The sequence below is a fragment of the Alteromonas sp. 4NH20-0056 genome (genome assembly GCF_057539655.1).
In genome coordinates this window covers 186,807-200,308 of record NZ_BAAJLS010000006.1, presented here as the reverse complement: position 1 = coordinate 200,308, position 13,502 = coordinate 186,807, and the positions used below count along the sequence as shown (strand labels likewise).

Below are 13,502 nucleotides of genomic sequence, written 5' to 3'. Positions count from 1 at the left end.
TATGACCAAAACCTTATCTTATCACGATGCAATACGCTATAACCGTCATATAGTGCTTCCTCGCGTAGACCTTAACGGTCAGGAAGCCTTGCTAAATGCAACGGTGGTTATTATTGGCATGGGTGGGCTTGGTACCGCTGCGGCAACCAGCTTGTGCGCCAGCGGTGTCGGAAACCTAGTAATAATCGATTTTGATGCTGTCGACAATACCAATTTGCCGAGACAAACGCTGTTTAGCGAACAGGATGTCGGTACGAATAAAGCGGCGGCGGCACAAAAACGTTTGCGCACGCTTAACAGTGCCTGTCACATCAAAACCATCGAGAAACCTTTTAGCGATGAGGATGCAGACCTAATCGAAAGCGCACATGTGGTGCTTGACTGCACTGATAATATTGAGGCAAAAGATACGATTAACGCATTATGTTTTAAGCATAAAACGGCGTTGGTGACAGGGTCGGCTATTCGCTTCGAGGGGCAAATTTTTGTAGGGTTGCCAGGAAAAAGTAAATGTTACGGTTGCCTGCGCCAGCTATTTCAATCTCCCGAGCTGAGCTGCATCGAGGCGGGGATATTTTCACCCGTCGTAAATATTATTGGTACATATCAAGCCATGTTAGCCATGCAGGTTATTATGAATATTGGTGATGTTCCGTTAAATACCTTACTCACGTTCGATGGCCTGACACATGAATGGCATCGCTGGGCGTTGCCCAATACCCCCGGTTGTCGGCATTGTGAGAATAATTAAGTACAAAGAAAGAGGTTTTCTTTTATGACAACTGAGGTTGTTAAAACGCATATCAAAGTGGCGCAAAATGCTTCAGGTAGAAACATGAACGTGCCTATTTACCGTATGAAAGGCTCACGTCCTGGCCCAACGGTCTATATCCAGAGCTCTATTCATGGTGCTGAAGTACAAGGTAATGTGGTTATCTACCACTTGATCCAGCGATTAAAAGACATGGATATATGCGGTGAAATTATATTAGTACCAAATTGTAACCCGATTGGTACCAACATAAAGGCCGGAGAGTATACGCTTGGGCGCTTCGACCCTGTCAATGGGACCAATTGGAATAGAGGTTACTTTTTTGACAAAGGCGCTGTTGAACAGTTTGCTAAAACGGTGACGCCAGAGGAATCCATTGACGGTATAAAACGTCGATTCAGGCAGTACTTATCAACCGCTATCGATAGAAAACTAAAAGAGCCGTGGGGCCTAGGGTTAGCCCAGCAACTCAATCTAAAACTTCAACAAATGGCGGTGAATGCAGATTTTGTTTTAGATTTACATAACGGTCCTGTGTCTACTCGTCACATCTACATTCCCGAATATGCAAAAGAAAGCGCCCTGTTATTTAATATTCCGCACTGCATTTTTATTCCCAATGTATTCGCCGGCGCGCTTGATGAAGCAACGTTTTGTCCGTGGTGGACGCTTCAAGAGTGTATTGCCAATGACTTGGAAAGAACGGTGCAGTTTAATGTCGAAGCATTCACTTTGGAGATGGGTAGCCAAGAAGTCATTGACTTCGCTGAAGGTGATATTGATGCGACCAGTATTTTAAGCTACTTAAATGCAAAAGGCCTTTTGCACAACTGTTCAATTTACCCCGCTCCTATGGAGCGCCTTGGTGTCATGTTAAGTGAGTATAAAACCTTATTTACCGATTGGGGGGGAATGGTTGAATACATTGCAAAACCAGGGCAACGTGTTAGTCAGGGTGCCCCCCTTGCACAAGTACTCAATATTGACGAGTTAGACAATGAAAACGGAAGTCGGATACTGTACGCACCGTGTGACTTGATCCCCATTCTGCATTTCCCATCTGCATCTGTATTAAGCGGGACACAACTCTACAAAGCGTTTACTAATTATGTTGAGCTATCATCTGCACAGTGATAACTCCCGTCACCAAAAAAGGCGCATAATGCGCCTTTTTTGGGGTATAAAATATAGATTAAATGGGTGAGCCTGGTGGTAACGGTTTTACCTCAAAATGGCCTAACCATTCTCCAGTTTTCCAATACGTCGCGAAGTAGGTATTTAACACCTCATAGTCGTTATCATCAGCTTCATCGTCTAACCACTCATTAAACGTCAACAGTGCAGTTTGCATCGCTAACTTTACTTCAGGTGCCGTATCGTTATGCATTACCGTGCGCATAATAGCGTTAAGTGCCACCATTTTAAGACGCTTTGCTAACGGACTGTTTTCACCCTTATACCAATGCACGCTTAGAATTTGCTCGACCAACATTTCAACGTTCACTTTACGACGTCTATCTTTACTGCTTGTGACTTGCCACTCTAAGCGATTTAAGCGCTCTGGGTGTAACAACAAACTTAGTGCGTAGTCAGCCGCAGAAGCTGCCGCCGATACAGGGTCTAGCATTAAACCCATCTTTCCGTTGAAGTGCTCTCGAGTAATGTCATCGCCATAGGCAGGGGGTGGAATGAGCGCTAGTACTGATTCTGGCATACTCAGATAATCTGCTGTGCTGGCTTTTATCAGTTGTTGCATGGCACGCTGCTGTACTTGAGGTGCCACAAACTGCTGGCCTTTAGGCGTGGTATAATCGCCCTTTCTCTCATATTCATAAACTAGCCCGCCGACTTGCTTTGCGACCGCTTCCAGTTGAAAACGGTGAAGCAAATACACTGGCACTAGTGCATTTTCAAGTGAAGACAACGACGCATTCGCCGGTAAGGTATTAAGACCTATGTGTTGCAATGCGGTTTCGCGAATGGCCGATAGCTGGTCAAATGCGTCGAGCGGATCAGTACCGTTCTCCCACATATGACCATTTGCCGAGGCATGACGAGAACTGCGCGTATCAGGGTCTGATTTGAAATCTAACCCCGCATTACGGCCAGATATTATAATCTTATTCAGCTCTTCAGCTTCATCAGCGTTTTGTGAAAAATCTTGATACCCGTAAGTAACGGCATGCTTATCCCATGCGCCAATGCCCTTATCATAAGCATTTTTTACACTTACTTTACCATCGACAAGGGAGATAATCGGGTGCGGATAATCCATTACAGACGCCATATTATTTTCACTTGCAGCAAAATTATGAGCAATACCCAGCGTGTGCCCTACTTCATGCGCTGATAGTTGTTTGATTCTATCCAACGCCATGGTTTGCTGAACCGTCGTGTCGGTATTCCCTGTTGTAAAAGGGCTGGTTAGTCCCAAAGCAATTAAATAGTCTTGCCTTACACGAAGAGAGCCAAGGGTAACGTGCCCTTTTAAGATTTCTCCGGTTCGTGGGTCGACCACAGAAGATCCATAAGACCATCCACGTGTTGCCCGATGTACCCATTGTATAACATTATAATTAACATCCATCGGATCGGCATCGTCAGGCAATACTTTTACCTGAAAGGCATTTTTGTACCCAGCCGCTTCAAATGCTTGATTCCACCAACTTGCGCCTTCTTTAAGTGATGACATGACTGGCTCGGGAATGCCCGGATCTAAATAGTAAATAATAGGTTCAACGGGCTCACTTATTGTACTATGCGGTGTTTTTTTCGCTAGGCGATGGCGTGTGATGAAGCGCTGTTCCGTCGGTGCAGTAATGGGCGTTGAATAATCATAATAACTAAACTTCCAGAACCCCGAATACGGATGATAAACACGAGGTTGGAAACCGTCTTCGGGTAACGCGACAAATGAATGGTGTAAATGTACAGATAAGCTTTCACCATCTGGGGTTACCTGCGACAAGTAATTCCCCGGCTTACTGCCTTTAAACGTAACGAGCGCTTCTAGCTCAGTATTTCTTTCAAAACTTTTAGTGCGTGGCAAATACACACCGCTGCGAGATGCGTCAGGGCTAAACGTCCCCTGCTTAGTATTTAACAACCTACTGCTTATACCGTGGATATCACTGAGTAAATAAGGTGTGTAATCAATCAATACTGCGTTGTCATCGTTCGCAACAACAGTAAAGCCTGCCAACACACTATCAGCAAACGCTTCATCAATGCTTTTCTGTTCAGCAGCACTTCCGCTTTCAGCTCGGTAGCGGGTATTAAGCTGCTTCAACATCAGCTTATTGCCATAGCGCTCAAACGTTACCAATCGCGTATCGCCCAATTGCCCTCTGTCCAGCCCAATGTCATTCGATCCTACGCCATGAGGCAAGCTGCTTTGGAATAAATACTCTGGGTTGTCGCGAGGGATCGCTAAGTAAACAGTGTCTTTCGTTTCGTCAAAATACACCGGTATCATGCCGTCTTTTTTTAGCATTGCAGCAGTAAACTCGTCGATGGTTGGCAATACCGATTGCGCATTTGATGCAAATGTCAACGTAAGAGCAATTAACGCTAGCCACGCAAACTTAACATTTTTTGGTCGATAACTTATTCGATGGTTCCAATGAAACATGTACTATTCCTTCGTTGATATATCGCGCTTGCGCTTGTAATTTTAATTGGCCGCTACCGTTTTACTCGCTACTTTACATGTACGAATAACAAGCAAGCCCTACGCTAGCCTATCGTAAGTCTGGGCACTTGCCTATTCCCATTAGACATATTTGTACAACCGTAATCTTAGCAAACCAAAACGTAATTGATATAGTGCCAGTAGATACCTAGAAAACAGGAATGTACCATTGAAATTTGCGTCAAGAGCTACTTCCATTTCGCCCTTTCTTGCCATGGCATACGGCGAAAAAGCGACGGAATTATCTGAGCAAGGACATCAGGTAATTAGACTAAATTTGGGCGAGCCCGACTTTGGTGCCCCTCAGCCCGTGTTAGATGCTATGAGAGCCACGCTTGATGATGCAAGCTACCCGTATACGGGAGCATTAGGACTGTCGGCACTTCGCGATGCAATAAGCACATTCTATAAAACCAAGCACAATGTAACGGTACCAGCGTCTCGCATCGTCGTCACAGCAGGTGCGTCGGGCGCATTGCTTCTTGCTAGCGCAGCCCTTGTGGAAAATGGTGATAATGTTTTATTAGGCGATCCTTCCTACCCGTGTAATCGTCGCTTTCTTAACGCGTTTGGTGCAGATGTTTCACTTATTCCCACAACAAGCGAAAGCAAATTTCAACTGACTAACCGTCTTGTTATGCAACATTGGAAACCAAATACAAAAGGCGTACTTATTGCCACACCGGCTAATCCAACGGGCACGGCTATCGACGACCAGACGTTGCGAGATATCGGAGAAACATGCAAGCGCAATGACGCTTTTTTAATCGTAGACGAAATATATCTCGACCTCGCGTTAGCGAAAACAGACAACGCATGCGCGCGCAACGACCTGCATACCGTGCTTTCTCATGAAGCCCTGCATGACAACACCATTGTAATAAATAGTTTTTCGAAATACTTCGGAATGACCGGATGGCGTTTGGGCTGGTGTGTTGTGCCTGATAACATGGTTGCGGTAATGGAGCGACTCGCACAAAACCTCTTTATTTGCCCATCAACGTTAGCGCAACGCGCAGCACTGGCCTGCTTTTCGAACGATGCATTAATACAATGTGAGCAAAATAGAACAACATTATCTGCCCGTGCCACCCACGTTTTCAAAAGCCTTAGCAACATGGGGCTTCCCGTAGAAGCATACCCCGACGGCGCATTTTATGCTTACGTCAACATTAAAAATACGGGGCTTTCTGCTATTGAATTTTGTGATCAATTATTAGAAACGCATCACGTTGCACTCACTCCCGGCAACGATTTTGGAGAGGCCAATGCCAGCCATTATGTGCGATTGTCTTTTGCCACCAGCGATGCGGAATTGTTCGAAGGACTTGAACGGATTGAGGCGTTTGTTCGCCGCTTACTTCAATCATAAGGGCAAAACGTGTAATCAGTATTAACGATGCTCAGCGGTATCGGTGCCTTAAAAAGATTTCGTGAATAGACGAACATTATGCAAAAAAATAAAAGTCGGCGACACGAATGCGTATATTAGTGAACAAGCGAAATAGAACAGGACAAGGTAATGAGTAAACAACGCGAATTTGATGTAGTTATTTTTGGTGCAACTGGCTTCACCGGTAAGCTTGTAGCTGAGTATTTCCAAGCAGAATATGGCAGTGATGACAGCGTGTCTTGGGCGATAGCGGGTAGAAACGAAAGTAAACTTCAGCAGGTTAAAGAAGAACTCGGTATCAGTGATAGTGTTACTTCTATTGTTGCAGACGGTGACGACGACACTGCACTCGATGCGCTAACAAAACGAACCCAGGTTGTACTTACCACAGTTGGTCCTTATCAAATATACGGTGAAAAGTTATTGTCAGCATGCGTGGAAAACGGCACCGGCTATACAGACTTGTGTGGCGAACCTGCGTGGATGCATCAAATGATCAATAAGTATGAAGATAAAGCGAAAGAGACGGGTGCAAACATTGTATTCTCGTGCGGCTTTGATTCTGTTCCCTTTGACTTAGGCGTACATTATTTGCAGCAACACGCAAAGACACAAACCGGCGACGTAATAGACTATGTGAAGGGCCGCGTGCGCAAGATGCAAGGTACGTTCTCAGGCGGCACCGCAGCGAGTTTGAAAGCAACAATGGTAGCGGCACACAAAGATAAGTCGATTATGGCAGCGCTGATCAATCCTTATTCGCTTGCTGACATGGAAAACAGCCAAAAACAACCTGACGGTAATAAGCCATACTATGACGAAGCGTTAGGTACATGGGTTGCCCCGTTCATTATGGCGGCAATTAATACTAAAAACGTGCACCGCACAAACTATCTTGCCAACTATGCTTACGGAAAAACGTTTCAGTATGATGAAATGTTGATGACAGGTCCGGGCGAAAAAGGCGAAGCGATGGCGAACCATGTGGCTAAAGACAAGTCTCTTGCTAGCGACGATGGTCCAAAGCCTGGTGAAGGTCCGAGTAAAGAAGAACGTGAAAACGGCTTCTACGACGTTATATTTGTAGGCACAGCGACGAACGGTGAGACGCTTTCGGTATCGGTTAAAGGCGATAAAGATCCAGGCTATGGTTCTACGAGCAAAATGATTGCGGAGTCGGCCCTTTGCCTTTGCAAAGATGTCAGCCTTAACGGTGGCTTCTTTACCCCAGCGGCGGCACTTGGCAATGAATTAATTAAGCGTTTAGAAACAAAAGCAGGGTTAACCTTTGCCATAGAGAAATAACAACATGTAACATAACGATTCTCAGTGCATGTACTGAGAATCGTTATAAACTTACTCCTTATCAAAAAGTGCGGCAATGTCCGCACTTTTTTTGTCTACTCTATGTTAAGGCCGCAGCATTAAAACGTTGATGCTGCTATCCCCTCTTTCGGCTGCACATTTAATTGCTCATTTATTGCCTGCTCGAGGTCAGGAAGTAGGTGGCTATAACGTTTGTGGAGAATATGATGGAGAGGAAACGAGACGATTGGAATAACGGTAAAGTCAGCGTCAATGCGTGATTTATCGCTCATCGTTCCTCCGAACAAAAGATAGCTTGCTCGGTTCAGTTTTAGATACTCGATATTTTTATTAAACGTTCCGTAACTGCCGGTCATCACCTTGATATTATTTTCGCGAAATATAGCGTCAAACGGCATATTGGTCAGCATAAGAATATCATCGCGTTCGACTAATTCACGATGGCACTCAACGCCTTTACTGCACACTAAAAATAACTGACCATCCATTATCGAAGGTTCAACCACGATCAAATCATCGAAGAGTTGGCCAAAAGCTGACGGTCTTGCGACATCTCCATCAATCATCTCTTTTTTGAGTAATGTTAGCGAGTCTCGACCATCTGGCGTGGCAGAAAACGTCGTATCCACACCGATTGATGCGTAAGCTCGTTTTAATACATCTGTGACTTTTTCAGCGTCAGGGTGGTCTAGGTAAGTAAAGAGTAATATGGGTCTGCTATGGACAGAATTAATAAGGTTTTCAGCACATACCGATGTACTAAAATTGATAGCGAATGCTAAAGTAACGAATGCGCAAATACGCGCGCCGGCCACTTGAATAACCCTTTTTAATAACACTGTAACTACTTAATTAATGCCCTAACATAACCGCGGGCAACGTTACTACAGTGTGGAGCGATTACACACTCGACTTTAGGTGCATGGAAGTATAATTATCAATACCTATTAGCGGGGGGAATGCGCAAATTTAAAGCCGGTTAAGCTATAAGAAACATCCAAAGCCTTCGTTATCACTGCAAAAACAAAGACCTGCCACTTGTATACCTTTCAATACCAATTACAGGTCGGATGTGTAGCCCACCGGGGCGTAAAAAAATATTGAAATGAGCAACAAGCGTTAAGCGCTAGCTCAAATGCTGGCACTAATGTTTTCTTTTGAGTGGAAACAAACCAAACCAAAAAGCACCTTCCAACAAAAACCCTACAAGCACAAATATAAACATACCCGTACGATTTCCCGCACTATAAGAGGCAATAGCGCCCATTAAAAAGGCAACAACAAGCAAACAACGTAGTAATGTTTTCATATCGACCGTTCTCCGTAACAATACCTAGGGTTATAACTGACACGTGAGCTCACTCACAGGCGCAATAAGGCTGACGCAGTGTGCGTCATTAACGTGTCACCACATTCAAGATATCACAACCATAAAATACATACATGGCTTATCCTTTTGGTTTGTAGGTTAATTGTAACAATGCATTTATTGGCTAGTTTCAAAGCCACAAGCTGTACTGCCCTATTGAATTATAGATACAAAAAAATTTTCGTTTTACAAACGCTAATCCTCGTTGGAAAATAGAAACGCACTGTCTCTGCCACTTATGGGCAGAATAACGACAAGAATAAGGACACGATAATGATAAAAACCAAACGTACCGTACTAGCCGCAATAGTCAGCCTATCGCTATTGGGTTGTAACGAGTCGACAACAAATGCTCCACAAAGCGCCAGCGTACCCACCGCACAAGACGCGAAAACTTTTCTTAAGAATGCACAAAATGACATTGCCAAAATGCAAACCCCAGCCGCACACGCCGAGTGGAGTTATGCAACAAATATTAACTATGATACTGCAGCGGTAAGTGCCTACTTTAACGAAGTACTATCTACCAAGGTTGCTACATTAGCAAAAGAAGCCGCACAGTTTAACGACGTAGACGTTGATGCTGACACTCGTCGCCAACTCAACTTATTAAAAAATGGCCTTACTATGCCTCCTCCATCTAACCCTGAGGAGGCAGAGAGGCTGGCAAAAATAGGGTCTGAACTTAGTGCTATGTATGGTTCTGGTCAATATTGCCGAGAAGACGGTACATGTAAAAGCCTCGTAGAAATGAGCGGTGAAATGGCTACATTGCGTGATGCCGATACGCTCCTTGAATACTGGGAAGGCTGGCGTGAAGTATCTAAACCTATGGCACCGCTTTATGCCGAGCAAGTGACGCTGGCCAACAAAGGGGCGAGCGAGCTTGGTTTTGCAAATGTTAGTGAGCTGTGGCGCGGAAAATATGACATGTCTGCAGATGCATTTCCAAAAGAACTCGATCGCTTATGGTCTCAAGTTGAACCGTTCTACGAATCATTACATTGTCATGTTCGAGCAAAGCTCGGTGAGCACTACGGCGAAGACGTAGTTCCGCAGGATCAGCCAATCCCTGCGCACCTTCTCGGGAATATGTGGGCGCAAACATGGGGTAACGTTTACGATATTGTAAAACCAGAACAAGAAATGCAAGTTCCGGATGTCACTGCCTCGCTCAATGCACAAGGGTATGATGAAATAAAGATGGTCAAACAAGCGGAGTCATTCTTTTCTTCTCTAGGATTTGAAAAGCTTCCTGAATCATTCTGGGAACGTTCGATGTTTCAGAAGCCAGAAGGCCGCGATGTGCAATGCCATGCCTCAGCTTGGGACTTAGATGATAAAGATGATTTGCGTATAAAAATGTGCATTCAAAAGACTGGTGAAGAGTTCAATGTTATTCATCACGAACTTGGGCACAACTACTATCAGCGCGCTTACAAAGACCAGCCACTATTATACCGCGGTTCTGCTAACGACGGTTTTCATGAGGCGATTGGCGATACCATCGCATTATCAATTACACCAAAATACTTGAAACAAATTGGATTGATTGATGAAATTCCAGATGCGTCTAATGACATTGGCATGTTAATGCAGGTTGCGTTAGACAAAATTGCATTTATCCCCTTCGGATTGATGGTCGACCAATGGCGCTGGAAAGTCATGGCCGGTGAAGTATTACCAGAACAGTATAATCAACTATGGTGGGAACTTCGTGAAAAGTACCAAGGTGTTATGGCGCCAGTTTCACGAGAAGGCGATGCGTTTGACCCAGGTGCAAAATATCATGTGCCCGCTAACGTACCCTATACTCGTTATTTCTTAGCCCATATTCTTCAGTTCCAATTTCACAAAGCGTTGTGTGACATTGCAGGTGATGAGGGTCCATTAAACCGCTGCTCTATTTACAACAGCAAAGAAGCAGGTGAAGCGCTTAATACTATGTTGGAAATGGGTATGAGCCAACCTTGGCAAAACGCATTAGAGACATTAACAGGCTCACCACAAATGGATGCCAGCACCATTGCCGATTACTTCGCTCCACTTAAGACATGGCTAGACGAACAAAATGCCAATAGACAATGCGGTTGGTAGCGTCCTCGCACTGACACGGCCTGTCGGTAAGTCGCTATTGTCAATATAAGGTATCTGCCTAACGGCTTTAGAAAGCGCCCATTTTTATGAGGCGCTTTTTTTATGCCTAGGCTACGTTAATGTTATCTCACTATAATGCCGTTCATCGTCAAAAGTGATCGATATGCCCTGTGAGTACATATGCACTCGTAACCATTAACCAAGGAGGTACATTAAATGGCTACTATTTTAGTAATTGGCGCTTCAGGCCAAATCGGTAAACAAGCAACCGTAAAACTGCTGGACGCAGGGCATCACGTTGTTGCACCAGTCAGAAGTCCAGAGAAATTGTCTGACATTTCTCATGCGAATCTAAGCGTCAAAGAACAAGATCTAGAGAAAGATTTTTCTTCACATTTTGAAGGCGTCGACCAAGTAGTGTTCACCGCAGGCTCAGGGGGAGGCACCGGAGCGGATAAAACAATGCTTATCGATTTGTGGGCGGCGCGCAACGCAATCGAGTACGCGAAAGAAGCGAAAACAGCATCGTTTATAATGGTAAGTTCGATAGGCGCAGGAGATCCTAATCAGGTCGATTCAGACATGAAGCCCTATCTCGTTGCAAAACATATGGCTGACGAGCACCTTATTAACAGCGGTATGCAATACGTTATCCTTCGTCCGGGCTCACTATTAAACGAACCAGGCACGCACTTAATAAGAACTGACATGCCTGACAATCAAGATGAAGCCGTAATCCCTCGAGAGGACGTCGCCACCGCCATCGTCGAGGCGGTCGGTCGCGCGGACAGAGACAACACTATTACCTACCTGTTTAAAGGTGATATGCCAATCTCTCAGGCATTCTAGTGCAAGCTAAACATAATACGTAAAAGCCCTCCAGTGCTAGAACTGGGGGGCTTTATGTTTGTTGGTCGTACGCGATAGCTTGATAGTTTACGTCTGCCCTCTTTCCTTACCGCCGTTGTTTTTCTTATGTTTTCGTTCATTACCTGCATCTATTGTGGCCGTCGCAGCGTTAAGTGTACACTGAATGCTATTATTCTATGGATGATGCTCTATGATAAGTCGACTATTCACAATAAACGCTGCTCTGTGTAAAGCGCTGTATTGGTAACGCGCAATGTTGGATAGGAGTAAGGTAAAAAAGTATTCGTTTGTTTCGATATTCATCGTAACGTTGCTTGCGTCATTTAACACTGTTGCAGTGGGCCATGGTTGCTATGGCGAATGCCAAGCGCTTTTCAAATCGGCCTCATTGGGCAGCCCGCTCATTGGGCTTTTCTACCTCATAGCCCCTGTTTTTGGGGTAGTTATGCTGTTAGGAAAAAAAGCAAAAAAGACAGAGGCGTCACGCCCTATGCAGTCGCAACGCACAGGACGTATTTTCTATCTTTTAGCGGGTATCAGCGCGCTTATCATCGTCTTGATTGAACTTACACGAAATTAGCCACTTTGTAACGGTGGGTTTATCGCCCCTCTATTTACTTATCAGGGAACAACAGGCTGACAACGCCAATTGCCATTAGCATCTTTTACATGCCATTCTCTGTTCTGCGGGTTACCTCGTAAATTAAGGTAGTCAACGCTTTCAACAGAAAGAAGCAATACACAGAAATGCTCTGGTACGTGAGAAAAGTCGCCTTCTGCATGGAGCGGACTAGCATCATTTCTTGGTGTCCCGGGCTCTCCCCACAAAAACTGTTTTTTTCCTGCATCAGACAACTTTCCCCACTGCTCTCGCACGAGTGACTCGCGAGCAGATAAGGTTAATATTGAGACCGACGTAGTGAGGCGGTATTGTTCTCGTGTTTTAGTGAAATACCAACAACACTGGGCATGAGGCGTCTCATTCAACTCCCCATATTTATGTGTGCGCGTGTCAGATATTACGATTAGCTCGTTATCGTCTGAAATCCCTCTATATACAACCGTTCTGCACTGCGGCATACCCTGGCTGTCACACGTTGCCAACTGAAAAAAACGACTTTCAGGCATGCTTCGCGTTTTGTGTAGACTTTTTATCAGCGCTTGTCGCCATTGCGGCATTACAAATATCCCAACGTGTTAATTTCGCTTAGCCAAAGAAAAGAGTGAATAAAAGTTTTGTGTGGTAATTTCCGCGAGCGCTTTGACGCTAATGCCCTTAAGATCGGCAATAAATTCAGCAACTTCCACGACATAGCCTGGCTGATTTTGTTTGCCCCTATGCGGCACAGGCGCCAACCAAGGAGAATCGGTCTCGATTAGCAGCCTGTCAAGCGGAATTGCTTTCACCACCTCTCTTAACTCACTGGCAGAATGAAACGTTACAATACCGGAAATAGAAATATAAAAGCCCATTTCAATCGCCGCTTGCGCCATTTCAAGGCTTTCAGTGAAGCAGTGTAACACCCCTTTTGTGTTCGCTGCTTTATGTGTTTTAAGCAGGTTTATTGTATCCTCTCTCGCATCTCGTGTATGAATAATAAGCGGCTTTCCCGTTTCATTGGCAACCTTTATGTGATCGACAAATGACGTAAGCTGCACCGCTTTACTGTCTGGGCTATAAAAGTAGTCTAAACCGGTTTCCCCAATAGCCACAACTTCATCGCCACTGGCTTTAGCGAGTAACTCTTCGTAGCTACATGCTTCATCTTGATGCAGCGGGTGAACACCACATGACACTGACACATCGCTAAATGCTTTTACTGTCTCGCGCATAGCATCGTAGTCGTTGACCGACACGCAAACACAAAGAAAATGCTCTACACCGCGTGTTCGAGCAAATTGTAACGTTTCCGCCAGTTGTTCTGGCGATTGTTTTAACCTGTCTAAATGACAATGAGAATCTACAAACAAACTACACCTATTC

General features: G+C 44.8%; 12 protein-coding genes. 7 read left to right on the top strand and 5 right to left on the bottom strand.

The genetic code is table 11. From position 1 onward, the window contains the following. Position 1: 1 nt before the first annotated feature. Both AC27EZ_RS12940 and AC27EZ_RS12935 read left to right on the top strand, forming a co-directional pair. Positions 2-751, top strand: coding sequence for a HesA/MoeB/ThiF family protein (locus AC27EZ_RS12940; protein WP_487135706.1), 750 nt, complete (start codon positions 2-4; stop codon positions 749-751). Between the two features lie 24 nt (positions 752-775). Next, positions 776-1,906, top strand: coding sequence for a M14 family metallopeptidase (locus tag AC27EZ_RS12935; RefSeq protein WP_487135705.1), 1,131 nt, complete (start codon positions 776-778; stop codon positions 1,904-1,906). 58 nt (positions 1,907-1,964) lie between these two features. Here AC27EZ_RS12935 and AC27EZ_RS12930 read toward each other — a convergent pair whose 3' ends face one another. Then, on the bottom strand, positions 1,965-4,403 hold the full coding sequence (locus AC27EZ_RS12930; RefSeq protein WP_487135704.1) for a zinc-dependent metalloprotease: 2,439 nt from the start codon (positions 4,401-4,403) through the stop codon (positions 1,965-1,967). A 229-nt stretch (positions 4,404-4,632) separates the two neighbouring features. Between AC27EZ_RS12930 and AC27EZ_RS12925 the strand changes: the two genes are divergently transcribed. Together AC27EZ_RS12925 and AC27EZ_RS12920 are read left to right on the top strand one after the other, a co-directional pair. Continuing rightward, positions 4,633-5,835, top strand: coding sequence for an aminotransferase class I/II-fold pyridoxal phosphate-dependent enzyme (locus AC27EZ_RS12925; protein ID WP_487135703.1), 1,203 nt, complete (start codon positions 4,633-4,635; stop codon positions 5,833-5,835). Between the two features lie 150 nt (positions 5,836-5,985). Next, complete coding sequence (locus tag AC27EZ_RS12920) at positions 5,986-7,161, top strand: saccharopine dehydrogenase family protein (protein WP_487135702.1); 1,176 nt, start codon at positions 5,986-5,988, stop codon at positions 7,159-7,161. Between the two features lie 119 nt (positions 7,162-7,280). Here the strand turns inward: AC27EZ_RS12920 and AC27EZ_RS12915 are convergent, their stop codons facing one another. Further along, positions 7,281-8,021 carry a hypothetical protein gene (locus AC27EZ_RS12915; protein ID WP_487135701.1) on the bottom strand — a complete coding sequence of 247 codons (741 nt, stop codon included), beginning with the start codon at positions 8,019-8,021 and terminating at the stop codon, positions 7,281-7,283. 305 nt (positions 8,022-8,326) lie between these two features. Further along, positions 8,327-8,491, bottom strand: a complete 165-nt coding sequence (locus AC27EZ_RS12910; protein ID WP_487135700.1) for a hypothetical protein — start codon at positions 8,489-8,491, stop codon at positions 8,327-8,329. A 333-nt stretch (positions 8,492-8,824) separates the two neighbouring features. Here AC27EZ_RS12910 and AC27EZ_RS12905 point away from each other — a divergent pair, with 333 nt between their 5' ends. The 3 genes from AC27EZ_RS12905 to AC27EZ_RS12895 all read left to right on the top strand — a co-directional run bounded on the left by AC27EZ_RS12905 (position 8,825) and on the right by AC27EZ_RS12895 (position 12,098). Then, a complete protein-coding gene (locus AC27EZ_RS12905) occupies positions 8,825-10,648 on the top strand; it encodes a M2 family metallopeptidase (RefSeq protein WP_487135699.1) in 1,824 nt (607 codons plus the stop codon). Positions 10,649-10,864: 216 nt separating this feature from the next. After that, the gene (locus AC27EZ_RS12900; protein WP_487135698.1) at positions 10,865-11,497 is read left to right on the top strand and encodes an SDR family oxidoreductase; all 633 of its coding nucleotides are present in this window, start codon (positions 10,865-10,867) and stop codon (positions 11,495-11,497) included. A gap of 274 nt (positions 11,498-11,771) precedes the next feature. After that, entirely contained in the window at positions 11,772-12,098 is a 327-nt protein-coding gene (locus AC27EZ_RS12895) for a hypothetical protein (RefSeq protein ID WP_487135697.1), read from the top strand. A 41-nt stretch (positions 12,099-12,139) separates the two neighbouring features. Here AC27EZ_RS12895 and AC27EZ_RS12890 read toward each other — a convergent pair whose 3' ends face one another. Together AC27EZ_RS12890 and AC27EZ_RS12885 are read right to left on the bottom strand one after the other, a co-directional pair. Further along, entirely contained in the window at positions 12,140-12,697 is a 558-nt protein-coding gene (locus AC27EZ_RS12890; protein ID WP_487135696.1) for a pyridoxamine 5'-phosphate oxidase family protein, read from the bottom strand. Between the two features lie 18 nt (positions 12,698-12,715). Continuing rightward, complete coding sequence (locus AC27EZ_RS12885) at positions 12,716-13,489, bottom strand: TatD family hydrolase (protein ID WP_487135695.1); 774 nt, start codon at positions 13,487-13,489, stop codon at positions 12,716-12,718. Between the last annotated feature and the right edge of the window lie 13 nt (positions 13,490-13,502).

What these genes read in the sequence shown, in the direction of transcription:
- AC27EZ_RS12935 (WP_487135705.1), top strand. Translation starts at nt 776, where the DNA reads ATGACAACTGAGGTTGTTAAAACGCATATCAAAGTGGCGCAAAATGCT.
- AC27EZ_RS12940 (WP_487135706.1), top strand. Translation starts at nt 2, where the DNA reads ATGACCAAAACCTTATCTTATCACGATGCAATACGCTATAACCGTCAT.
- AC27EZ_RS12930 (WP_487135704.1), bottom strand. Translation starts at nt 4,403, where the DNA reads ATGTTTCATTGGAACCATCGAATAAGTTATCGACCAAAAAATGTTAAG.
- AC27EZ_RS12920 (WP_487135702.1), top strand. Translation starts at nt 5,986, where the DNA reads ATGAGTAAACAACGCGAATTTGATGTAGTTATTTTTGGTGCAACTGGC.
- AC27EZ_RS12890 (WP_487135696.1), bottom strand. Translation starts at nt 12,697, where the DNA reads ATGCCGCAATGGCGACAAGCGCTGATAAAAAGTCTACACAAAACGCGA.
- AC27EZ_RS12910 (WP_487135700.1), bottom strand. Translation starts at nt 8,491, where the DNA reads ATGAAAACATTACTACGTTGTTTGCTTGTTGTTGCCTTTTTAATGGGC.
- AC27EZ_RS12905 (WP_487135699.1), top strand. Translation starts at nt 8,825, where the DNA reads ATGATAAAAACCAAACGTACCGTACTAGCCGCAATAGTCAGCCTATCG.
- AC27EZ_RS12895 (WP_487135697.1), top strand. Translation starts at nt 11,772, where the DNA reads ATGTTGGATAGGAGTAAGGTAAAAAAGTATTCGTTTGTTTCGATATTC.
- AC27EZ_RS12900 (WP_487135698.1), top strand. Translation starts at nt 10,865, where the DNA reads ATGGCTACTATTTTAGTAATTGGCGCTTCAGGCCAAATCGGTAAACAA.